General features: G+C 46.8%; 16 protein-coding genes. 1 reads left to right on the forward strand and 15 read right to left on the reverse strand.

The features are described 5' to 3' along the window. Positions 1-145: 145 nt before the first annotated feature. The 12 genes from P0M28_RS10505 to P0M28_RS10560 all read right to left on the reverse strand — a co-directional run bounded on the left by P0M28_RS10505 (position 146) and on the right by P0M28_RS10560 (position 15347). Positions 146-2158: a copper-translocating P-type ATPase gene (locus tag P0M28_RS10505; protein ID WP_302209855.1), complete on the reverse strand. Its 2013-nt coding sequence runs from the start codon at positions 2156-2158 to the stop codon at positions 146-148. Between the two features lie 9 nt (positions 2159-2167). After that, positions 2168-2623: a DUF305 domain-containing protein gene (locus P0M28_RS10510; RefSeq protein ID WP_302209856.1), complete on the reverse strand. Its 456-nt coding sequence runs from the start codon at positions 2621-2623 to the stop codon at positions 2168-2170. A gap of 12 nt (positions 2624-2635) precedes the next feature. Beyond that, entirely contained in the window at positions 2636-3163 is a 528-nt protein-coding gene (locus P0M28_RS10515) for a DUF3347 domain-containing protein (RefSeq protein ID WP_302209857.1), read from the reverse strand. Between the two features lie 403 nt (positions 3164-3566). Further along, positions 3567-3884, reverse strand: coding sequence for a four-helix bundle copper-binding protein (locus P0M28_RS31275; RefSeq protein WP_496060942.1), 318 nt, complete (start codon positions 3882-3884; stop codon positions 3567-3569). 163 nt (positions 3885-4047) lie between these two features. After that, a complete protein-coding gene (locus P0M28_RS10525; protein WP_302209859.1) occupies positions 4048-4569 on the reverse strand; it encodes a helix-turn-helix domain-containing protein in 522 nt (173 codons plus the stop codon). Between the two features lie 82 nt (positions 4570-4651). Then, on the reverse strand, positions 4652-6469 hold the full coding sequence (locus P0M28_RS10530; RefSeq protein WP_302209860.1) for an efflux RND transporter periplasmic adaptor subunit: 1818 nt from the start codon (positions 6467-6469) through the stop codon (positions 4652-4654). A 1-nt stretch (position 6470) separates the two neighbouring features. After that, a complete protein-coding gene (locus P0M28_RS10535) occupies positions 6471-7724 on the reverse strand; it encodes a TolC family protein (RefSeq protein WP_302209861.1) in 1254 nt (417 codons plus the stop codon). After that, on the reverse strand, positions 7721-11539 hold the full coding sequence (locus tag P0M28_RS10540; RefSeq protein WP_302209862.1) for an efflux RND transporter permease subunit: 3819 nt from the start codon (positions 11537-11539) through the stop codon (positions 7721-7723). Before P0M28_RS10540 ends, P0M28_RS10535 begins: the two co-directional genes overlap by 4 nt. A 112-nt stretch (positions 11540-11651) precedes the next feature. Then, positions 11652-12113, reverse strand: a complete 462-nt coding sequence (locus P0M28_RS10545; protein WP_302209863.1) for an HYC_CC_PP family protein — start codon at positions 12111-12113, stop codon at positions 11652-11654. Between the two features lie 94 nt (positions 12114-12207). Then, positions 12208-12447: a heavy-metal-associated domain-containing protein gene (locus P0M28_RS10550; protein WP_302209864.1), complete on the reverse strand. Its 240-nt coding sequence runs from the start codon at positions 12445-12447 to the stop codon at positions 12208-12210. Between the two features lie 3 nt (positions 12448-12450). Continuing rightward, positions 12451-14694: a heavy metal translocating P-type ATPase gene (locus P0M28_RS10555; RefSeq protein WP_302209865.1), complete on the reverse strand. Its 2244-nt coding sequence runs from the start codon at positions 14692-14694 to the stop codon at positions 12451-12453. A gap of 89 nt (positions 14695-14783) precedes the next feature. Then, positions 14784-15347: an AraC family transcriptional regulator gene (locus tag P0M28_RS10560; protein WP_302209866.1), complete on the reverse strand. Its 564-nt coding sequence runs from the start codon at positions 15345-15347 to the stop codon at positions 14784-14786. A 162-nt stretch (positions 15348-15509) separates the two neighbouring features. On the opposite strand from P0M28_RS10560, the gene P0M28_RS10565 reads away from it, so the two are divergent. Next, complete coding sequence (locus tag P0M28_RS10565) at positions 15510-16694, forward strand: ATP-binding protein (protein WP_302209867.1); 1185 nt, start codon at positions 15510-15512, stop codon at positions 16692-16694. 70 nt (positions 16695-16764) lie between these two features. Here the strand turns inward: P0M28_RS10565 and P0M28_RS10570 are convergent, their stop codons facing one another. From P0M28_RS10570 to P0M28_RS10580, 3 genes are read right to left on the reverse strand one after another with little or no spacing between them, the layout of a single operon-like run. Further along, entirely contained in the window at positions 16765-19896 is a 3132-nt protein-coding gene (locus P0M28_RS10570) for an efflux RND transporter permease subunit (RefSeq protein WP_302209868.1), read from the reverse strand. Positions 19897-19910: 14 nt separating this feature from the next. Next, positions 19911-21014 (reverse strand): efflux RND transporter periplasmic adaptor subunit, encoded by a 1104-nt coding sequence (locus P0M28_RS10575; RefSeq protein WP_302209869.1) that lies wholly within the window; start codon positions 21012-21014, stop codon positions 19911-19913. After that, the gene (locus tag P0M28_RS10580) at positions 21011-22240 is read right to left on the reverse strand and encodes a TolC family protein (protein WP_302209870.1); all 1230 of its coding nucleotides are present in this window, start codon (positions 22238-22240) and stop codon (positions 21011-21013) included. Before P0M28_RS10580 ends, P0M28_RS10575 begins: the two co-directional genes overlap by 4 nt. Positions 22241-22679 lie beyond the last annotated feature (439 nt).

Genomic DNA, 22679 nt, shown 5'->3' on the forward strand with positions numbered 1-22679 from the left:
AAAGTTTGCTGTTTTGTGTAGATACGATTCTTACAACTTAGAAGGTATTTCTCTGAGACATTGATGCTATACTAGTAGAATAGCTTAACTCAAGAAGTTCACTTGGCGGTACAGTAATCGTTTATAGCAAGATAAAGCACCAGCGTTACTTGAACTTAAACCTTAACAATTGAGCATTCGCCGCACAAACAATCGTACTTAAACTCATCAAGGCAGCCCCAACGGCTGGATTGATCATAATCCCTTGATAAAATAGAACCCCGGCAGCCAGTGGAATGGCCACCACATTATAGCCGGTGGCCCACACCAGGTTTTGCACCATCTTGTTGTAGGTAGCGCGACCAAATAAGATCAGGTTGGCAATATCGGACGGACTGCTTTCAGTCAGAATAATATCGGCGGTTTCCGCCGCGACATCCGTGCCTGAGCCTACGGCGATACCAATATCGGCTTTCGCTAGGGCCGGGGCATCATTGACTCCATCCCCAGTCATTGCTACATGGTGTCCTTCTTGTTGTAACTTCTCAATCAGTTCGGACTTTTCGTGAGGAAGCACCTGACTATAGTAGCCATCCAACCCCAATGTGCTCGCTACGGCTTTCGCCGTTTGCTCGTTATCTCCGGTAGCCATCAACACTTTAATACCCTTATCTTTGAGCGTTTGGATGGCATCCTTACTTTCCTTTCTGATTTGATCGGCCAGAGCGATAAAGCCAATGAGAGAACCTTCTTTTAATATGAACACCACCGTTTCCGCCTGATCGGAATGGGCTCCTTCCGGTAGATTAATCCCTTCTTCTTTTAAATAGCCGGGACTCACAATCTGATAGGGGATGCCATTAACTTTTGCATTCACCCCTTTTCCTTTCGTAGAACCAAATTCAGAAACTGACGGCAGCTTAAGTTCCCGTTTTTTCGCCTCGTTCACAATACCTCTGGCAATGGGGTGTTCTGAGCTTTGCTCAATAGCTCCGGCTAAGGCTAAGAGGTCCTCCTCGGAACGTTCATCTAAGGCTTTGATCCGGTTCACGCCAAAATTACCCTCGGTGAGGGTGCCGGTTTTATCAAACACAATCGCCGAGATTTTACGGCTGTTTTCAAAGGCGGTTCGGTTCCGTATCAGTAGCCCATTTTTAGCGGATAAGGCGGTGGAAATAGCAACAACGAGGGGTACTGCCAAGCCTAAAGCGTGAGGGCAAGTGATAATCATGACGGTGACCATGCGCTCCAGGGCAAAATCCATTCCCTGAGACGTAAAGAAGGCCCAAACGACGAAGGTCACTGCCCCAACCCCAATCGCGATATAGGCTAACCATCCGGCTGCTTTGTTAGCGAGACTTTGGGTCTTTGATTTGGTTTGCTGGGCTTCCTCTACCAGCTTGATGACTTTATTCAAGTAGCTGTCCTCACCCGAAGAGGTTACTTCTACTTGAATACTGCCGTCCCCGTTGATGGCTCCACCGATTACACTATCACCTTCGGATTTTTGAACCGGCTTGCTTTCACCGGTTAAGGCACTTTCGTTCAGGTCGCTATCGCCCTCGATGATTTTTCCATCCGCCGGAACCTTCTCGCCCGGCTTAATCAGGATAATATCCCCTTTTTTGAGGGCGCTGATTTTGACATCATGAATATCGTTGCCTACCACTCTATGAGCTTCCGAGGGCATAAGTTCGGCTAGTCTTTCCAGAGCTTTGGATGCGCCCATGATAGAGCGCATTTCCAGCCAGTGCCCCAGTAGCATGATGTCAATTAGGGTGACCAGCTCCCAGTAAAATACCTTGCCTTCCAGTCCGAGGATCACGGCGGTGCTATAGGCCCAAGCGACCGTAATGGCAATGGCAATCAAGGTCATCATGCCAGGCCCGCCTTCGGAAAGCTCGTCTTTTAACCCTTTCAGGAACGGCCACCCCCCGTAGAGGAAAATAAATGTCGCCAGGGCGGCGGCCACGTAACCCATTCCGGGAAAACTGAACTCAACGCCCAAGAAGCCTTGGATCATTTCCGAAAAGGCCAGTACGGGGATGGAAAGCGCGGTACAGATATAGAACCGCCGCTTAAAATCCTCAATCATATGGGCGTGATGATCGTGATGCCCGCCCGAATGACGTTCATGATCGGTATGCGGATCGGTATGCGCGTGGTGATGTTGTTCCATCTTTACGTATTATTGCTCGCTTTCTAGCCGGTAAATCATCTTTTTCATTTGAGCAATTTCCCGCTTCTGCGCCTCAATGATTTCTTCGGCCAGTTTGATCGCTTCCGGGTCTTTCAGATGCGCTTTTTGGCTAACCATAATGGCAGAAGAGTGGTGGGGAATCATGGCTTTCATCCACTGCACATCAGCAATCAATGTTTGCTGGCGAAGCATGGTCAGCGTCGCGATAAAAACAATGGCTGCCACGGCCAGAATGACGTAGTTAAGGGCTTTGTTCTTATACATCCCCCACATGAACAGCATCATGGAAATTGCCATCGGGGCGATCATCAGGATGGTCATGTAGGTTCGGGTCGTGCTGAGCATCACATGATCCCAAACATCGGCGTTCAGGAACATGACCGCGTACATAATGACAAAGGATACGGTCATCATCAGACCAAATTTGATATAGTGATTATTCATCGTGCGCTCTCTTTATTTTGAAATAGTCTCTACGGTTTCTCCACAGGTCGGCATCTGCTCACCGAAGTAGGGGTTGTTGATCTCTTTTACATCGGCAATCCAGTAGGCTCCTTTATTGTCAAAAGCCATCGGGCAATACTGTTTATAGACGGTACCTTTTGAGATAGCTTCGCTAAAGAGCGGTTCAACCTCATTGGTAAAGGAAGAAAAGTGTGTCCGTACACCCGCTAAATCGTCCGCTTCGGCCATATTGACAGCAAGCTCTTTAAGATGATCCCGTTCTTGGGTGAACGTCTCTGATAAATTACGGGCTACTTTTTTCGCCTCATCCAGATCGGAATTAAACAGCGCTCGTTGAAGCTGTAAATAATTGTGAAAAGCTTTGCCGGTCATGCCATCGACAAAGCTAACATCCGCTATATCAGCCGTCGTTTTCTGTTCTTCCTTTACCTCAGCCGGGGTATTGACTTCGGCGGATTGTCGGTTTTGCTCGCCGGAACAGGATGCTAAAAAGATGATACTCAGTATCATCGTGGTCATGATTAAGGAGGTCTTCTTAATATTCATTATCGTGTCCTTTTAAAGGTTATGAAATAGACTTATGAATTGTCCGTGAATAGTCAATGGCTTGACGTATAGTTTCAGTTGGGTAATAGAAAAACGGTTGTCATGTATTACTATCTGGTGTTCTAGCTCATCATACTCTCGATGGTTATGATTGATTGGCTCGTTGGCGACTAGACATATAGCTGATGGTAAATAAGTTTTTGTAACTCATACTATTGGGTTGCTTGCGGTATGCAATTGTAAAAGCAACTTAGTATATAGACAGTATTAGGTATAAGGCGCCCAAATGCCGAGCAAGATTGCTGTCATTATTGATAAAACTCTAAATCTTTTTAAGAAGAGTTCACCTTTGTTAGGGTGAACTCTTCATCTGCTCTTAAGCCGCCATTTTCTGGCATTCTTCCGCACACTTACGGCAAGATTCGGCACATTGCTTGCAATGGTCATGATCGTGAGCATCGCATTCTTGGGCGCACCACTCGCAAATTTCAGCGCAGAGCGCGCAGTATTTACTGGCATACTGGCTATCAGCGGCCATAAATTTGATGCAGACGTAGCAGGCATCCACGCAGATTGCACAACATTTGGGACAGTCGTTCATGCTGCTCTTACCCGCCATTTCCATGAGGCAGTTTTGGCACTCTACCAAGCACGCCTGGCAGGCCTCAATACAACTTTTGAATTTGCTGTTCATAAAAAATGGATTTAGTTAAAAAATAGACTCGGAAAGTAAACTAATATCTAATGCTATCGAGTTACGATACTCTGTTTAATGTGTATAAAATTTCAACTTCTGTAACCAGGAAATGGGTAATGATCTGTACTGCTTTTATTGGTTTGAGATGTACAGCGTCTTGTCATAGGCTATCAAGAGACTCTCTATCTATCTTCACCCTTCTTTTGTACTCAGATACCGAAAAGCCCGTGATTCTTTTAAACTGGTTAGAGAGATAATGGACACTGCTATATCCTAAGGTCATGGCAATTTCAGAGGCATTAAGCTGATCGTAGTCTAACAGCTCCTTCACCTTCTCTACCCGTAAGTGGATGTAGTAGCTCTCTAGCGTATCGGTGGTATATTTTGAAAATATCTTGCTTAAGTAACCGTAGTTCTTACCAACTTTAAGTGCGATATACTCCGAGAGCTTTTTGGCATTATTTCCTTTGGCCTGCACGTGATTTAGATAATCCAAGACAGCAATTTTAGTCTGCTCGATAAGTAGACTTTCGGGTTCATAAATAAGTTCAAGCCCACACTTTTTCAGTTGAGCATCAATTTCTTTAAGTGTAAGTGTCGCTGGAAGTTGCACCTGAGCATAGCCCAGTTCTACCGCTTGCACCTCGGCTCCCAACGCCTTCAACTCACTTTCAACAACCATTATACACCGTGGGCATACCATATTTTTTATATGAAGTGTTGTTACCATCTTCAGAATTAGTTGGTTTTTCCAGATTGAGATTTTATTTGAACGTTGATACCACTTCACCACAGGTAAGCATGGCTTCCCCGAAGTAGGGATTAAGCACTTCATCAGAGTCACTCAGCCAGAAAGCCCCGGTATTGTCTTTAGCCATCGGGCAGTACTGCCGATAACCATCAATCTCAACCTGATATTTTTTTAACGTGTGATAGAGCTGGTCACTCAAGGGGGAAAGCATCTCGCGTATCGTGTCAAGATTACTGGCGTTGGCAATCGTTTGGCTTGAAGTTTTTAAGACATTCAAGTCGTTCATCCACGTCATGTGAGCCTCATCTTTCACCAGAGACATATCTACTTTTTCCAGGGTCTCCAGTAAGGTTCGTGCTGCGTTATTGGCGGCGGTCACATTGCTTTCAATCAATGCATCTTTAAGGGGTAGATAGTCTCTAAAAACGGCTGAAAGCTGATTATTAAAGGCTTCATCAGCTTCGTAGGCCTCACTCATTTCATTGACGTGTGGAAGGGTATCCATTGAATGTCCGCTATGACTTTCTTTGGTAGAGGTCGGCATAGAAGAAGGCGCGCCTCCATGATTATGCCCGGTCATAGTCGCTCCTCCCTCGGGTGCCATCATAGAGGGCTTTCCGGCGAGCTGGGCGGCAGCATCAATTGAGAAAGTGCCACTGACAGCAATTTCCTCACCCGCCGTCAGGCCACTTTCCACGATGTAAGAGTCTTCCAGAGCCGGACCTAAAACGATTTCCTGCATTTTAAAATGAAGTCCCTGATCGCCCGACGTTTTGACGTAGACGACGGAACGTTTACCCGTCCATAAGACTGCTGACTTGGGAATCACCAGCTCATCGCGCCGCTCTTCCAGTTCGGCTTTGATAGAGCCCGAAGCAAACATTTCCGGCTTTAATGCCTTGTCGGTATTTTGAACGACCACCCGCGCTTGGGCCACGCGCGTTTGCGGGTTAATCACGGGGTCGATATAATCAATCTTTCCTTCGTAGGTTTTGCCCGGCAGGGAAGCCACTGTGAACTCCACAGAATCACCCTTATCAATCCAGGGAAGATCGTTTTCGTAAATATCGAATAAGACCCAAACGCGGGATAGGCTGGCGATCTCATAAATGGCTTCTCCCGCCATGACATGATCGCCCAGATTAACATTCCTCTCCAAGACGTAACCGGAATAATCGGCATTAATGGGAAACTCCTCTTTGGCTCGTCCTGAGCTAATGACTTTATCAATCTGGCTTTCCGTGAGTTTCCAGTTCTTCAGCTTTTCCCGGGCAGCACGGTAGAGTTGCGGTTGGCTTTGGCGGATTTTATAGGCTTCAAAAAGCTCCTCTTGGGCGGTGACTAATTCTGGTGAATATAAGTAAGCAATGGGCTTTCCTTTGGTGACGTATTCCCCGGTAAAGTTGACCAGCAGCTTTTCAATTCGACCGGGGAAGTGAGCGGTTTGACTAAACACCAGTCGCTCATCTTCCTGTACTTTTCCGTTCAGTTGCAGGTTTTTGACCGGTCGTAAGCTTCCTACTTGCGCGGTAGCGACATTAGCCAGTTGCATGGCCGTGGGTGACATGGAAACGGCCATCGGATCAAGTCCCTCATCATTACCTTCTTCCAAGGGGATCAAATCCATGCCGCAAATTGGGCATTGTCCCGGTTCGCCCTGACGGATTTGCGGGTGCATAGAGCACGTCCATACCGTCTCACCACTGATAACTTCGGTATGCGAATGTTCTTCCGGTGCTGAACTGCCACCAAAAAAGAGCCAGCCTAAAAGCAGTCCAGCAGCAAGTATGGCCAGACCAATAAGAACGAGTTTTTGAATGGAAATCTTCATATCAGTAATTCTTTGCCGTTAAGTAATTAAGCTTCGCTAGCGCGATATGGTACTTCATCAGCGCGGTTGCTTTCATCTTTTGATAGGTGAGCAGTTGCTGTTGTACCCTGAGTACTTCTTCAAATTCCTTCCCCGAGTTACTATAAGCGGTCAATAAAAGATTGAGCACCTGACGGGTTTGCCCGATTTGCTCTTGATACAGGGCAATCAGTTGGCTTTGCTGGGACAGCTCAAAGGTGGTCACCTCAAAATTGGTGATGAGATCGTTGATTATCCCTTCTTTTTGCAAGGAATAGCCCTGCTGCATGAGCTGGGCTTCCTTTTTTGCTGCCCGGTATTTACCCCGGTAGAGGGGTAGGCTCAGGGAAACCATCGGCATCAACGCATCCTGACCGTCATCCTGTATACTCATGCCGGGTGCGAGGTCTTCCCGCTGACCGACCATTACATAGTCCAGACCAATGCCTATTTTGGGCAGCCCCTGCTTTTCCGCGAGAATCCCTTGCGCTTCGCTGGCTTTTATTTTCAAATCCAGTTCTTCTAATACCGGATTCTCTCTAAACAGTGAGTCTTGGCTAATCTCTTGTGCCTCAGCCGAGATAATCAGGGTATCGGGTATTTCTATGGGGGTAGACGCTGATTGGTTGAGCAACGTATTGAAGGTGCTCTCAAGGGGTTGCCGTTTCTCTTCAAGGATTTCAATAGTGGTAGTGGCATCTTTGAGCATTAAATCCACGCGAAGCACATCCACCAAGGTACCTTCCGCATTTTCAAATTTGGTGGTGGCAATGGTTTTATAGGACTCCATAATTTCAGCATTTTCTCGCTCCAGTGTAAGCCACTGATTGAGTTCGTAGAGCGGATAGTATGAAGCGGATACCCGATAAAACAGCTGGTTTTTCTGGTCTAGAAAAGCTTGATACTGGGCTTCCGCTTTTAGCGCGGCTACATCCCCACTGGCTTTCAGGGTTCCAAACCAGGGGAACATCTGATTAAGGGAAAACCGGGCACGTTGTGGCCCGACGCGGGTTTCTACCGGCGAGATAAAATACCCGAAGGAAAGGGTCGGATCAGGCAAGCCTGTCACTTGCGGTATTTTCTCCAGGGCAGCTTCAAAGGCTTTGTATTGGGCTTGAAGTTCCGGATTATTCTCCGCAGCAATGGCTAAATAGTCCTCCAGTGTTGGGTCTTGTGCCATAGTACTTCCGGCAAAAACGCAACTCGCAACGGTCAATACGTGTATAATCTTTTTCATGATTGTTTCCTGAGTTTTCGTTCCTCCCGAAGGCAATAGAGTACCGGGACGATAAAATAGGTCACGGCCGCCACCATCATCCCGCCAAAAGCCGGTATTGCCATCGGGATCATAATATCCGCTCCCCGGCCGGTTGACGTTAGAATGGGAAGTAGGGCAATGACCGTGGTGGCCGATGTCATCACCGCCGGTCTGATCCGGCGTAGACCGGCCTCTACGACGGCATCCCGAATTTCGGTAATGCTTTTCGTTCGGTTTTTGATAAAGCTCTGGTCAAGATAGGTTCCCATCAATACGCCATCGTCAGTTGCAATACCGAACAGGGCAATGAAGCCGACCCACACGGCTACACTCAAATTGATAGATTGCATCTGAAACAGGTCGCGCATGTTGGTATTGAAGAGCGAAAAGTTGGCAAACCAGTCCTGTCCGTAGAGCCAAATCATGATGAACCCGCCGGTGAAGGCCATCGCAATACCGGTAAAAATCATCAGCGATGTGGTAACGGATCGGAACTGGAAGTAGAGGATTAAAAAAACGATAGCCAGCACTACCGGAACGATGATGGACAGCCGCTTTTCGGCCCGTACCTGGTTTTCGTAGCTGCCGGAAAACTTGTAGCTGATACCTGCTGGCACGTCCAGATTTCCCGCCTCGATTTGATCGGTAATCGCCGCCTGGGCATCATTGACTACATCCACTTCGGCGTAACCATCCCGCTTGTCAAACAGGACGTAGCCGACCAAAAATGTTTCTTCACTCTTGATGGCTTGCGGTCCCCGAACGTATTCAATGTCAACCAGTTGGCCTAAAGGAATCTGGGCTCCGGTAGGGGTAGCCATCAGGATGTTTGCCAGTGATTCCGGGTCATCCCGCAGCTCTCGGGGGTAGCGCACCCGAACCGGAAAGCGTTCTCGTCCTTCCACCGTCGTGGTGATCTTCATGCCACCAATAGCCGTCTCAATGGTTTGCTGAACATCTTCTACGTTCAATCCGTATCGGGAAATTTCGTCGCGGTTGATATTGAGGTGCATATAAGGCTTGCCGACGATGCGATCCGCAAACACCGCTTCGGCTTTCACCGAAGGAACATTCTTGAGAATTTCTTCCAGTTGTAATCCAAAATCCTGGATAGTTCTCAAATCCGGGCCATAGACTTTGATACCCATTGGTGCCCGCATACCGGTTTGCAGCATGACTAATCGGGTCTCAATGGGTTGAAGTTTGGGGGCTGAGGTAACCCCGGGAATTTTCGTTACTTGTACAATCTCATCCCAAATGTCATCGGGGGACTGAATGCGCTCTCGCCAGTTTCTAAAATACGTGCCATTGTCATCCCGTACTAACTGATCGGCGGAAATGCCCTGTTCTAGGGCTTCCTCGTTACTGAGAACGTCACCGCTTTGTAAGCGATAGTTACCTTCTTTGTCGACTTTAAAGCGGATACGACGGCCTCTTTGATCCACCATGTATTCCGGTTTATAGTTAATGACATTTTCGTACATAGAGATGGGGGCGGGATCAAGTGCGGATTCCACCCGGCCCAGTTTACCGACCGTGAGGGCCACTTCAGGAATATTGGTGAGTAGCATATCCAGTTGCCCCACCACCTTGCGGTTATACGCCATGCCGGAATGAGGCATGGACGTGGGCATCAGTAAAAAGCTTCCTTCGTCTAAAGAGGGCATAAACTCCTTACCAATACCCGGAAAGGCATGGGCCAGACCTGACCAGACGCGGGTGGTTTGTATTTCTATACCGGTCTTATCAAAACCTTTGGCCACAAATCCAAACACGGTGTTAAAGCCTAGCCAGATGTTAAGGCCGAATAGGATAAGCATAGCCGGAATGATCAGGAAAGTTGTTTTATGCCGTAGACACCAGGATAAAATAGGGCGGTAGTAATAGGCTAACAGACTAAAGCCCGTCAAGATGATCCCAACCAAAAAACCAACAAAGAGGATATTGATCCCCAAACTCTCACCGGCCCCGAGGGGAAGCCAATATTCTGCCAGTAGCCAGATTACCCCCAGTACCACCACAATAAGTTCCGCTTTGGTGATGATCCAGGAATACAAATGCTGTGACCTGTTAGACTTTTCGTACCAGCTCTTCAGGAAGAATACGCTTCCAAACAGGATGAGCATGATGCCCGCCCACCATTGCGTAAAGAATAGCGCAATCGCACCCATTACCATCAGTCCAATATTGACCAGGGTAAGAAGTCTCTGATTCTTTATTCTAAAGCCGAAAAACCAGTGCGCCAGGGTGGGTAAAATAAACAGCGATACCAGCAGGGCGGCGACCAAAGCAAAGGTCTTGGTAAAGGCCAGGGGGCCAAAAAGCTTTCCTTCAGCGGCCTGCATGGTAAAGACTGGTACAAAACTGACAATGGTGGTAGATACCGCCGTAAGGATAGCGGAAGAGACTTCGGCTGAACCCTGATAGATTGTTTGAATGAGCTTTTGCTCCGGGGGGGCTTCGTCTAGATGTTTAATGATGTTTTCCGAGAGGATAATCCCCAAGTCTATCATCGTCCCGATAGCAATGGCGATCCCGGACAGAGCTACAATATTGGCATCTACGCCAAAGTAGCGCATGGCAATAAAGACCATCAGGACGGTAATAGGCAGGATGCTCGCGATAAGCAAAGAAGCGCGCAGGTTGAAAACCATAATCACCACTACCAATATTGAGATGAGAATTTGCAATGAAATGGCTTCTTCCAAGGTGCCCAGTGTCTCGTAGATCAATTGGGATCGGTCGTAGAACGGGACGATGGTCAGTTGGCTAACCGTACCGTTAGCGAGTGTTTTCTTGGGAAGGCCGGGGGCAATTTCTGCGATTTTATCTTTGACGTTGTTAATAACCTGTAAGGGGTTGGCGCCGTAGCGGGCTACCACGACACCGCCAACGACTTCCGCTCCGTCTTTATCCAACAGCCCTCTTCGGGTAGCCGGCCCGAGCGTAACGATGCCAATATCCTGGATACGGACGGGTACATTGGCATTGACCGCCACTACGGCCTTTTCAATATCCTCTATGGTCTTGATGTAGCCCAGTCCCCGCACCAGATATTCCGCCTGATTAATTTCAATGGTTTTAGCCCCCACATCTTTGTTAGACTGCCTTACTGCCGTCATTACGCGGTGCAAGGGGATGTCGTAAGCTTTGAGCGCGTCAGGATTCACATCAATTTGGTATTCCTGGACAAAACCGCCAATGGAAGCCACTTCGGAAACGCCTTCCGTGGCGTTCAGGCCGTACTTTACGTAGAAATCCTGCACGGTGCGGATCTCGTGCAAATCCCATCCCCCGGTGGGGTTACCGTTTTCATCCCGCCCTTCCAGGGTGTACCAAAAAACTTGTCCCAGCGCGGTAGCATCCGGGCCCAGGGTCGGCTGAACACCATCAGGCAGTAGCCCGGCTGGGATAGAATTGAGTTTCTCCAGGATGCGAGAACGGCTCCAGTAAAATTCAATGTCTTCGTTAAAGATGATGTAGATGCTGGAAAAGCCAAAAATAGACGAGCTGCGGATAGACTTAACCCCGGGAATACCGAGTAGATAGGTGGTTAAGGGATAGGATATTTGATCTTCAATGTCTTGCGGAGACCGGCCTTGCCAATTCGTAAAGACAATCTGCTGGTTTTCGCCAATATCGGGAATAGCATCCACCGGCACGGGGTCAGAGGGTAAAACGCCTGTCTCCCATCCAAAGGGGGCGGTCACCACACCCCAAGCAATAAACCCTAGCAGGATAAGAACAGTGATGAGCTTATTTTCTAAAAAGAATTTAATGGTACGGTTCAACATGCATTCAACGTTTGATGATAAATCACGAAGGGTGGTGGCATGGCTCGGTAAAGCACACACGGGTTCAATCCAGTCACGACAGCGTGACCAGATTTAACGTATCATCAAATTATCAAATGCGAAATACCTGATACAGGACAGAAATATCCTGCTCAATCAGCGGGGGGGAATAGTCGGCGTACCGAGAGGTTAAGGTTTTCGTGGGAAAAGCGATCTCAAGGAAAGAGACAGCGAAAGCGGCAACAAACGCCAGGTTAAGACTCGGTTGAACAACCGTGGGTTCGTAATCGCCGTCTACATCCAGGGACTGGTATTCGTTTTCACAGCACGGTGTTTTCGTGAGCTGTAGCTCGTGGGTCAGTTCAGACGGGCAGAATTGCTTGTCCACAGTAGCCGTATCCACGTTGTCCATTTCAGCCATATCCATGGTGGCCATCCCACAATCCAATGGATCATGACCGTACATGAGTTTAGATTCCACCGCCATTCCACCACAATAATGTATGGCGATAGCAAAGCCCATATTGCTAAAAAGCATCAATAGGGCAAGCGATATGGCGATGATTTTTCTCACTAATATGAAATAACGAAAATTCTTGAGATTTGTTAGTACTACTTCAGAAAAGACAAGAGTGCAGCGTTGTGCTGCACTCTTTCAAACAGTAGATTTACTTTATCAATTCGGCCTGAAAACCAGCTTTACTAACGGCTTTTTCAACATCATCAGCCTGTAGTTTATCGGTTTTTACGGTTAAAATGCGATCATCATGTTCGAGATCAACCTCCCATGTTTGAATGTCTTTTTCCTCGTTCAAAATAGGGGTTACTTTAGATAAGCATCCAGTGCAATTGATATTTGATTTGAATTTTAACGTACTCATTTTTCTAGTATTTACTTGGTTGAACATGGTTTAAAGTTTTGCCGCCTTTAGTCTTAGGCTATTGGCTACCACCGAGACCGAACTAAACGCCATCGCGGCTCCGGCAATCATGGGATCAAGGAGAAAGCCATTCATAAAATACAAGGCTCCGGCAGCGATAGGAATACCGATCACATTGTAGATAAAGGCCCAAAACAGGTTTTGCTTGATGCCTCTGACCGTTTTCCTGGATAGTTGTAACGCTTTCGGAATGGCTTGTAAGTCCGAGGTGATGAGAGTCATTTTTGCCACATCCATCGTAATGTCTGAGCCTTTACCCATCGCGATGCTAACATCGGCCTGGGCTAAGGCATGGGAGTCATTAATCCCATCACCGACCATCGCCACGACTTTGCCTTGCGACTGCAAGTCTTCCACAAACGCGGCTTTGTCAGATGGCATCACTTCGGCTTGGAAATGTGCTATGCCAACCTGATCGGCAACCGCTTTTGCCGTTTGCTCATTATCTCCGGTGAGCATGTAGACTTCAATACCTCGGCTTTGCAGGGTTTTGATAGCCTCTGCCGAGCTTTCCTTAATCTCATCGGCAATGGCCAATAGAGCCAGAACGTGGGTATCGTTGGCAAAAAAGATCACGGTCTTGCCCTGGCTTCTCCATTCGCTGGATTGCTTTTCTAAAGAGGCAGAGAAGATAATCCCTTTGCTATGCAGCAAGCGTTGATTTCCAATATAAAAATATTCGCCATCACGAGATTGAGCCTCAGCCCCCATACCGGTGATACTCTGGAAACCGGTAACGGCCTCTGCCTGTAATCCTTCCTCTTTCAACCGGGCTACGACCGCTTCCGCCAACGGATGTTCGGATTGGGATTCAATGGCTAACAGCACCTGTTTGTAATAGTTATTCCCATCTTCCCAATACCAATCGGTCACCGTAGGTTTTCCTTTGGTGATGGTGCCGGTTTTGTCCAGGACAATAGCGTTGGTTTTGTGGCCCAGCTCCAGACTTTCCGCATCTTTGATCAGAATATTGTTCTCGGCCCCTTTGCCGATGCCAACCATTATCGCCGTGGGAGTTGCTAGTCCCAGCGCGCAAGGACAGGCGATAACCAAGACCGCCACTGAGGTAAGTAAAGCATGAGTAAAGGCATCATCACCGCCTACCAGCATCCAGGTAATGAATGTTGTGATGGCGATAACCATGACGATAGGCACAAAAACGCCAGCAATCTTATCCACCAGCTTTTGCACCGGGGCTTTGCTCCCCTGCGCTTCCTGTACCATCTTAATAATTTGGGATAGTAAGGTTTCGCCACCGACTTTCTTGGCAACGAACTGAAAACTTCCTTTTTGATTGACCGTTCCGGCAAAGACCTGATCGCCTTTGGTTTTTTCTACCGGCACCGGTTCGCCGGTAATCATGCTTTCGTCTACAAACGAACTCCCTTCGGATACTTCCCCATCCACCGGTATTTTCTCGCCTGGTCTAACAACAATCGTAAACCCTTTTTGCACCGAAGCGATTGGCATTTCCATCTCTTGACCGTTTTGGATGACCTTAAGCGTCTTGGTCTGCAATCCCATTAGCTTTTTGATAGCCGATGAGGTATTGGACTTAGCGCGTTCTTCCAGTAGTTTGCCCAGCGATATAAACGTGATAATCACGGTAGCCGCTTCGTAGTAGACATGAGGATGAATGCCTCTGGCGTGCCAAAAATCAGGAAAGAGTGTGTTAAAAACACTGAAGATAAAAGCGATTCCGGTACTGAGGGCAACCAACGTATCCATACTGGCTTTGCCGTGTCGGGCTTGCTTGAAGGCATTGATGTAAAAGCTTCGTCCAAACCAGAACAGGATCGGTACGCTCAGCACCATTGAAATCCATCTTCCCGGAATCCAGTCCATGTAAAACATGCCCAGTATAAAAACTGGGAGTGTTAGGACGGCTGCCCAGATGGTTCGCTGCTTGATGCTTTGGTAATGTTGTCTTTGCAGGTTTTCTTGCGCTTCTGCCGGGTCTTCGGCATCTACAATCAAATCGTAGCCAACAGCCTGCAAGGCATTTTGCAAATCAGTCGGGGCGAGGGCTTGATCATATTCCACCAACACGGATGAAGAAGCAAAATTCACACTGGCATTGGATACGCCCTCAGTATGGGTCAAAATAGACTCCACACTGGATGCACAAGCGGCACACGTCATTCCGGTGACTGGAAATGACTGCTTTGCGATCTTCGTTTTTTTCTTGGGAATTAATATATCGGTAGTCTCCATTGTTTTTCTATTTTTAGGATACTACAAAGCTCGGAAATCCGCTATGTAAAACTGTTACACAATTTTGGGTAAGAGTTATATGATTCTGGCTAGATGGAATCTAGGGGCTTACGGTCGCTTCTAAGTTTTTTAAAGTGGCTGGGAGACATGCCGGTTTCTTTTTTGAATTGCACGGAAAGATGGGCTACACTGCTGTAGCCGAGCTGGTAAGCAATCTGGGAGAGGGCCATTTCGTTGTAAAAGAGCAGCTCTTTTACTTTCTCAATTTTTTGCTTGAGGATAAATTTTTCAATGGTAATCCCTTCCACCGATGAAAAGAGCTTGCTGAGCGAGCTGTATTCCTGATGAAGATGATCACTTATCAGGGTAGAAAAGTTCACTTCTAAGGGGGCTTCACGATGGTGGATTTGCTGAATGATGAGCGATTTGATCTGGCTGATCTGTTTTGATTTTTTATCCTCTAAAAGCTCAAAGCCTCTATCCTCAAGCATAGTGGCCAATTGGGCTTGTTGCTCTTGGGTAAGATCGACTTTCAGTGTGGCCTCTCCCAACTCAATACTGGTTAATGGCAATTCAAGCTGCTCAAATACCTGGCTGACCGCCTCAACGCAGCGGGGGCAGACCATGTTTTTTATATTAAATGTTTTGTTCATTGATCTTAAAACTCAACTTCTTGCACAAAAGTAGTAAATGATTCATGTGACCAATTATTGATAGGTTTCATACCTTTTGCCGCTATGAAACGATAATATAATTAGTATCTGGTCAAATTTCTACTATGCAAATTTAACATCATGTGTTAAATTTGCATAGTTATGATTCAGCGCCGATTAGAAGATAAGATAAGAAGTGCCCTCAAACGAAGTCCCTCGGTCGCTTTAATGGGGCCTCGGCAGGTAGGGAAAACGACCCTGGCATTCAGTATTTCGGAAGCTATGCCATCGGTCTACCTTGATCTGGAAGACCGCCTTGATTTGGAAAAGGTGAGGGATATAGCCCTGTTTCATGCTGAAAACAGCGATAAGCTCATCATCCTGGATGAGATTCAGCGATTGCCGGAAGTGTTTGCTCCTCTGCGGGGTATTATCGATAAAGAACGGCGCAAAGGGAATAAAGCGGGACAGTTTCTGTTTCTGGGATCGGCTTCTATCGATTTACTTCAACAGTCCAGTGAATCACTGGCTGGCCGAATAGCTTATATCGAACTCTATCCCGTTGACTTGCACGAATACACAAAAGCTGAAGGCGGCGGACAGGATGCCTTGAATAGGCTATGGCTACGCGGCGGCTTCCCGGAAAGTCTACTCGCCGAAACAGAACAAGATAGTCTGGATTGGCGAAAAGATTTTATCCGTACCTATCTGGAACGCGACATACCACAACTAGGGCCGAGAATTCCGGCAGAAACGCTGGAACGGTTCTGGACGATGCTCGCCCACAACCAGGGCACCGTACTGAATGCTTCGCATCTGGGGCGTAATCTGGATGTTGCCAGTGTCACCATTGGCCGTTACTTAGACCTGATGGTGGATTTACTGTTAGTTCGCCGTCTGAAACCCTGGACACGTAATGTAGGGAAACGTCTGGTTCGCTCTCCCAAAATTTATGTCCGTGATAGTGGCTTGACCCATGCCCTGCTCAACATCATTACCATGAATGATCTGCTGGGTCATCCGGTAGTCGGGGGCAGTTGGGAAGGGTTCGTGATTGAAAACCTGATGGCGGTTGCCCCATCCAGTATGAATCCTTTTTACTATCGTACTTCCGGTGGTACTGAAATAGATTTGGTATTGGAATTTGGGGTGAATGAACGATGGGCAGTAGAGATCAAGCGCAGCTCCTCTCCTTCGGTATCCAAAGGGTTTCACATAGCGTGTGGGGATATACAAGCCACTAAAAAATACGTGGTCTATTCCGGCCAGGACACGTTTTCAATGACCGGGGATGTAAAAGCCATATCCTTGTTTGGTTTAATGGAAGAAGTGAAAAAACAGGGATAATGCTATTCGCTTTGAGAACCTGTTAGAGCCTTGCGTTACTCAAGGCGTCTGCCAAATGCTGAACGAGGAGCTAAACATGGCTTTTCTCTTTTTGATCAAGATAGGAGAGTGAGGCTTTTTCACCAAATTTCCAAAACACCAAAGGCGTGACGATAAGGTTTAAAAGGGTGGAACTAAATAGCCCTGAGAATATAACGGTTGCTACAGGACTGAGGATTTCTTTTCCTGTCTCTCCAGAGGCTAGCACAAGTGGCGTAAGGGCCAGCAAAGCTGTTAAGGCAGTCATCAATACGGGCACAAGCCGTTCCTGCGTTCCGCGTTTCAGCATGGTAAGATCAAAGCCCTCATTTTCATATTTCATAAGGTGGAGATAATGCGAGATCATCATGATACCGTTACGTGATGCGATACCAGTCAGCGTGATAAAGCCGACCATTGTTGCAATCGAAAACACACCACCTGTCAGATAAATCCCGATGACTGCCCCAATAAAAGATAAAGGAATAGCGAGCATCACCTGTAGGGTTAGACTTATAGATCGGAAATGTGTATAAAGCGCGAGAAACATGCCAAGCAGCGAGAAGATACTTAATATTAGAATGTTACGCTGAGCCGAGGCTTGGCTTTCAAACTGTCCGCCATAGCTGATGTAATAACCGGGCGCGAGTTCCAGCTCTTTATCTAAAACATTCTGTATGTCTTCTACCACACTCACTACATCGCGGCCTTGCGTATTGGCCTGTACGACCATGCGGCGATTAACGCTTTCACGGTTAATCAGATTTGGCCCTTTAGCTTCTTCAATATCGGCGACTAGCTGTAAAGGAACGATATTACCGCGCAGTGTTTCAAAGGGGATTTTACCAATGGCTTCTTTATCATCCCTTGCTTCATCATTTAGACGCAACATTACATCAAACAGACGGTTGCCATCAATAATATTGGTGACGGTTTGCCCTTGCATGGCAAGTTCCGCATGCTGCGCGGCCTTACCAATCATCACGCCATGTTGGCGTGCTTTATCACGATCAAAATTAACGTGGATTTGCGGGATCAAAAGCTGTTGCTCCATTTGCAGGTCGGCAATGCCTTCAATGTCTTTGACTAGGTTTTGCACTTCGGCAGCTTTGGCTCTCAATATGGTCAGATCATCGCCAAAGATTTTAATTGCAATCTGCGCCCGAATACCGGAGGTGATAAAATCGATACGATGCGAAATCGGCTGACCAATATTGATAATTACGCCAGGGATTGAACCAAGCTTATCGCGAATATCGGCAACGATTTCTTCCTTATGCCTTTCTGAAGGTTTGAGTGTCACTTCTAACTCTGTTGAGTTCACCCCAAGCGCGTGTTCATCCTCTTCGGCACGTCCTGTTCTGCGGCCTGTATGGGCTACTTCGGGAATATTGTGCATGAGATTTTCTGCTAAAATACCAAGGCGGTTACTCTCTTCTAAAGATGTTCCCGGCGGCAAGGTGACATTGATTGTAAAGCTTCCTTCGTTAAATTCAGGCAGGAACTCGCGCCCAAAGGTCGGTACCAACATAAGCGCCCCTAAAAACATCACGCCGACAAGGATAAAGACAGTTTTGGGACGTGGTAGAGCCAGATTTAAAATTTTGGCATGGCCCGTCTTTAATTGCCGTATCAGCCAGCCGTCCTTTTCGTCCGCCATGCGTTTCATGGTCGGCAAGAGATAAGAGCACAAAGCTGTCGTTACTGTTAGCGATACAATCATAGAGGCAATAATGGCCGTAATGTAAGAAACGCCTAAAGGTAAAAATACACGTCCTTCTAGCCCTGACATTGCAAACAAGGGCATAAAGACCATAATCACAATGATTGTTGAAAAGATGATAGAGTTTCTAACTTCTTTGGAAGCATTGAATATAACTTGGGTACTCGATAGAGGAGAGCCTTTTTTTCTATTTTCCCTTAATCTTCTGAAAGAGTTTTCTACATCAACAATTGCATCATCAACCAACTCACCGATTGCTACGGCAAGGCCACCAAGTGTCATCGTGTTGATGCTCATGCCGAACCATTTGAAGATGATTAGAGCTACGACAACAGATAAAGGAATTGCGACGAGTGTGATCGCGGTTGTCCTGAAATTCAATAAAAACAGGAACAGGATAATAGCCACTAAAATAGAGCCATCACGCAAAGCCTCTATAATATTGTGAATGGCATTTTCGATGAAGTCAGCCTGCTTGAAAATTTCAGGATTAAGAACAATACCCTTTGGTAGCGTCTTTTCAATCGAGGCAAGCTCTTGCTCAATACTCTTGGTTAAACCAATCGTATCGGTCCCTGGCTGTTTTGAAACAGCCAACAATACACCGGGCTTGCCATTAATTGAAGCATCCCCGCGTTTGGATATTGGCCCGGCCAGTTTAACTTCGGCAATATCAGCCAGTGTTAGAGCAGGTTTATCTGGCGAAACCTCCTTCGCGATAACGGTTTTTTCAAGATCATCAAGTGATTGGATGCGTCCTAAATTCCGGATAGAGTGTTCTTTATATGATTCTAATAAAAACCCGCCTGTTGTATTTACATTGGCATTTTCCAATGCCTCTCGCACCTGATGCAGGGTAACATTGTGGTTAAGCATCTTTTGTGGATCAACCAGCACATGATATTGTTTTAGGTCACCACCGATCGCCGTAATCTTGGATACACCACTAATGCCTAAAAGCCTTTGCTTTACGTCCCACTCTGCAATCGTGCGAAGGTCAAGCGAGTTTATATCGGGGTTTTCGGATGTGATGCCGATAAACATCACTTCGCCCATAATTGAAGATACCGGGCCCATAATAGACTGCACATCTTCGGGTAGGCTCCCCGCAACCTGGTTTAGTTTTTCTGCGACAATTTGACGGGCGAGATAAATCTCCATATCCCAATCAAACTCGACATAAACAATCGAGAACCCGATAGAAGAGGAAGAACGCACTCGTACTACACCGCTGGCTCCATTCATAGCGGCCTCTATCGGGAAGGTCACTAATGTTTCTACCTCTTCAGGCGCGAGACCTTCGGCTTCACTGATTATCGTTACGGTGGGGCGGTTCAGATCTGGAAATACGTCCACTGGCAGGGAGCGCATGACCTGAAAACCGTATACCAGCATCAGCCCAGCCACAGTAATCACCAGAAGGCGGTAATTCAGGGCAAAACGAATAATCTTATCAAACATATCTCATTTCTCCCCTAATGGTCGTGGCTGCTATGATCATCATGGCTTTCATGATCGTGCGCTTCGTTTTCATGATCATGGCCTGCATGACTATCCCCTTCATGATTTTGGCCATCGTGATGATCATGACCGTCATCGTGAGAATGCTCCTTTTGCTCATCATGCGGTGTTTCTTCGTGACCATTATCATCATGGTCTTGAATGCTGCCGACTGAGATATATTGAAGTTGGTAATTGCCGTTTGTTACTACTCGTTCGTTTGGAAACAGGCCGCTTTTAATTTCGATATGATGGCCTGTCTTTGCACCAAGCGTTACATCACGCTTTTCAACTTCCTGCCCTTTGATTACATAGACGAAATACGAGCCCAGTTCACCCAGAACAGAGCGTTTTGACACAGCTAGAACAGGTTTGTCATTACCAGTAAAAATTTCCATGGTCCCTTGCAGACCGGACTGAATATCACTGCTTGGCGTATCAACTAAAGCGTAGACAGAAAATGTACGGCTTTCGGGGTCGATGACGCGGTTAATCCGCTGTATTTTTCCCTCTATATGACGGTCAGGATTTACATCAAGGTGCACTTCAACCTTTTGGTCAACGGCGATAGAAGCAATATCAGGTGTTTCATAAGCCACACCACGCACCAACATTTGTGTCGCATCGCCGATTTCAAGAATATCGCCGCCTGCTTCTACGATTTCACCAACGCCTGCATAAAGATTGAGAATAAACCCATCCATAGGCGCAGATAAAACAACATTGCTATTACCAACGCTAACCGGCTCAAGTGTGACAAGTCTTTGTCCCGTTTTGACCTCCTGTCCCACTTTCACGGCGATATCCAAAATTTTACCGCCAAAACGCGGCGAGATGCGGGTTCGTTTTTCAGGTAATAATTCAGTAAAAGCCAGCATATCAACGGTCTGTGTAATTGGCAGAAACTCTACCTTTGCCGATTCTATGCCCAGATTACTCATTTGCTGATCGCTCAACTCAAAATAAGGGACCGGGCCTACACTGCCTGCAAAGGCGCTTTCACCGTGATCATGCCCTGGGCCAGCATTCGCAGGACTGATAAGCATTAAAAAAGAGAGGGTCAGTATAAGTCTTTTCATGGTCTTAATTCCTTTATATCGGTAAGGCTCTGTCCAATCAGGCTTTCCAGCTCGATTTGCGCCTCAATAGAGTTCAGATATGTTTGTAGAGCTTCATTCTGCACGCCAACGATCCGTTCACGCATTTGGAACAAATCGAGAATAGACGCTTGCCCGTTTTCAAATTTTTTATCCGTAATGGATTGCACTTCGTCCCATGAGGGAACAATTTGAGTACGATAGGTCGAAGCCGATATTTGCGTGGCTTTGGCCTGTTTAAAAGATGCGGCTAGTACACTGGCAAAGTTTTGTTCATTCAATGCATTGAGGTTGCTTTGCGCTAACCGGCGTTCTGCCCTCGCCCGTGAAAGTTCGGCATTATTGCGGTCCCAAATCGGAATGGCGATAGTCACACCAAACAAAATTGCTGTACTGTCTTCGTCAAAATCCCGTTCAATAACGGCGCGAGGAGCAAATTCAGGAAGCGCATCCTGCCTTGCCACGTTATATCGTCTTTCTGCCAGAGCTTTGCGACTTTCCAAAAGACGACGGGTACTGCCTTCTTTACCTGCTAATTCTGTTAAAGATAACAGATCGGGAATTTCCGGGCTTTTAGGGCGACTGACCTCAAAGTTGCGTTGATCCATTCCGGCCATACGGAGTAGGTTTGCCGCACCGTTTGTTTTTCTGGCCTGAACACCACGAAGCTGCTCTTCCAGTCTCAAGGCTTCGGCTTTAAACACTTTTGCATCAGCGGCATCAACACGCCCATCCTGCGCAGCACGTTCAATCAATTTTTGTTTTTTGCGGGCATAGTTTGCATTTTCAGAAAGAATCTTTTCCTGCTCTTGCAATGCCCAATAGGAGGCGTACCCACGCGTGATCGAATGGATGAGCTCCAGCATTTGTGCTTTTTGCTCAATGTTGGCTGTGCGCCTCAACGCATCGGCATATGATCTGCGTGATCCAAAGTTTGAGGGTCGTAACGGTTGTTCAATTTCAATCCCGATTGAGCGTGAGGCACTATCTTCAATCGCTGTTGTATTAATTTCAGCCGAAGGGTTGGAGGGTGTTTCTATAGTAAAAGCTTCGGCCTTCGCATCAGCTAAATTATTTAATATGCGAGCCGTTTCGGGACTGTTTTGAAGGGCCTGCTCAATCACTGTTTCCAGTGATAGTATTTCTGCTTTTACCGCTTGAACAGGTGCAAAAAGGGTAAATAGCAAAAGAACAAATGTGTATTTCATTGTCAATTTCCGTCTTTAAATGTTCATAGAAAAACGCAGCCCTTATTAAGGGCTTACATAAAATGCAGACGCAACTCGTCTGCGAACATTAAAGACGGGGTGGGCGTTTTAAACCGTAAGGCTCGGTAGAATAATAGTTGTCTGTCGATGCGATGAAATTTTGTTTAGTCACACGAAGTGGTACTTTCGTCTGTATCTCTGGGGTTGCCATCGAATGCGAGTGAATACAGCAACAATCATCACAATGATTTTGATCCTGCTCTGAATGACAAGGTTTATCATCTGTATGATCATCTTGTTGTAGTTGAAGATGGGCATATGCCTGGTTCGGCGTGGTGGCATGAGCCATATCAATAAAGCCCCCCGCCGTAAGAGCAAATAACAGTACGATTAAGGTCAAAACACGCATAATATTAGCATAGGCTCATATTGCTTATCT

Origin of the sequence: Tunicatimonas pelagia (assembly GCF_030506325.1) — a bacterium.
GTDB lineage: Bacteria > Bacteroidota > Bacteroidia > Cytophagales > Cyclobacteriaceae > Tunicatimonas > Tunicatimonas pelagia.

Coding starts and splice junctions, on each gene's coding strand:
- P0M28_RS10560 (WP_302209866.1), bottom strand. CDS start 15,347: ATGAACAAAACATTTAATATAAAAAACATGGTCTGCCCCCGCTGCGTT.
- P0M28_RS10515 (WP_302209857.1), bottom strand. CDS start 3,163: ATGACCACGATGATACTGAGTATCATCTTTTTAGCATCCTGTTCCGGC.
- P0M28_RS10505 (WP_302209855.1), bottom strand. CDS start 2,158: ATGGAACAACATCACCACGCGCATACCGATCCGCATACCGATCATGAA.
- P0M28_RS10565 (WP_302209867.1), top strand. CDS start 15,510: ATGATTCAGCGCCGATTAGAAGATAAGATAAGAAGTGCCCTCAAACGA.
- P0M28_RS31275 (WP_496060942.1), bottom strand. CDS start 3,884: ATGAACAGCAAATTCAAAAGTTGTATTGAGGCCTGCCAGGCGTGCTTG.
- P0M28_RS10580 (WP_302209870.1), bottom strand. CDS start 22,240: ATGAAATACACATTTGTTCTTTTGCTATTTACCCTTTTTGCACCTGTT.
- P0M28_RS10535 (WP_302209861.1), bottom strand. CDS start 7,724: ATGAAAAAGATTATACACGTATTGACCGTTGCGAGTTGCGTTTTTGCC.
- P0M28_RS10540 (WP_302209862.1), bottom strand. CDS start 11,539: ATGTTGAACCGTACCATTAAATTCTTTTTAGAAAATAAGCTCATCACT.
- P0M28_RS10530 (WP_302209860.1), bottom strand. CDS start 6,469: ATGAAGATTTCCATTCAAAAACTCGTTCTTATTGGTCTGGCCATACTT.
- P0M28_RS10555 (WP_302209865.1), bottom strand. CDS start 14,694: ATGGAGACTACCGATATATTAATTCCCAAGAAAAAAACGAAGATCGCA.
- P0M28_RS10510 (WP_302209856.1), bottom strand. CDS start 2,623: ATGAATAATCACTATATCAAATTTGGTCTGATGATGACCGTATCCTTT.
- P0M28_RS10550 (WP_302209864.1), bottom strand. CDS start 12,447: ATGTTCAACCAAGTAAATACTAGAAAAATGAGTACGTTAAAATTCAAA.
- P0M28_RS10525 (WP_302209859.1), bottom strand. CDS start 4,569: ATGGTTGTTGAAAGTGAGTTGAAGGCGTTGGGAGCCGAGGTGCAAGCG.
- P0M28_RS10570 (WP_302209868.1), bottom strand. CDS start 19,896: ATGTTTGATAAGATTATTCGTTTTGCCCTGAATTACCGCCTTCTGGTG.
- P0M28_RS10575 (WP_302209869.1), bottom strand. CDS start 21,014: ATGAAAAGACTTATACTGACCCTCTCTTTTTTAATGCTTATCAGTCCT.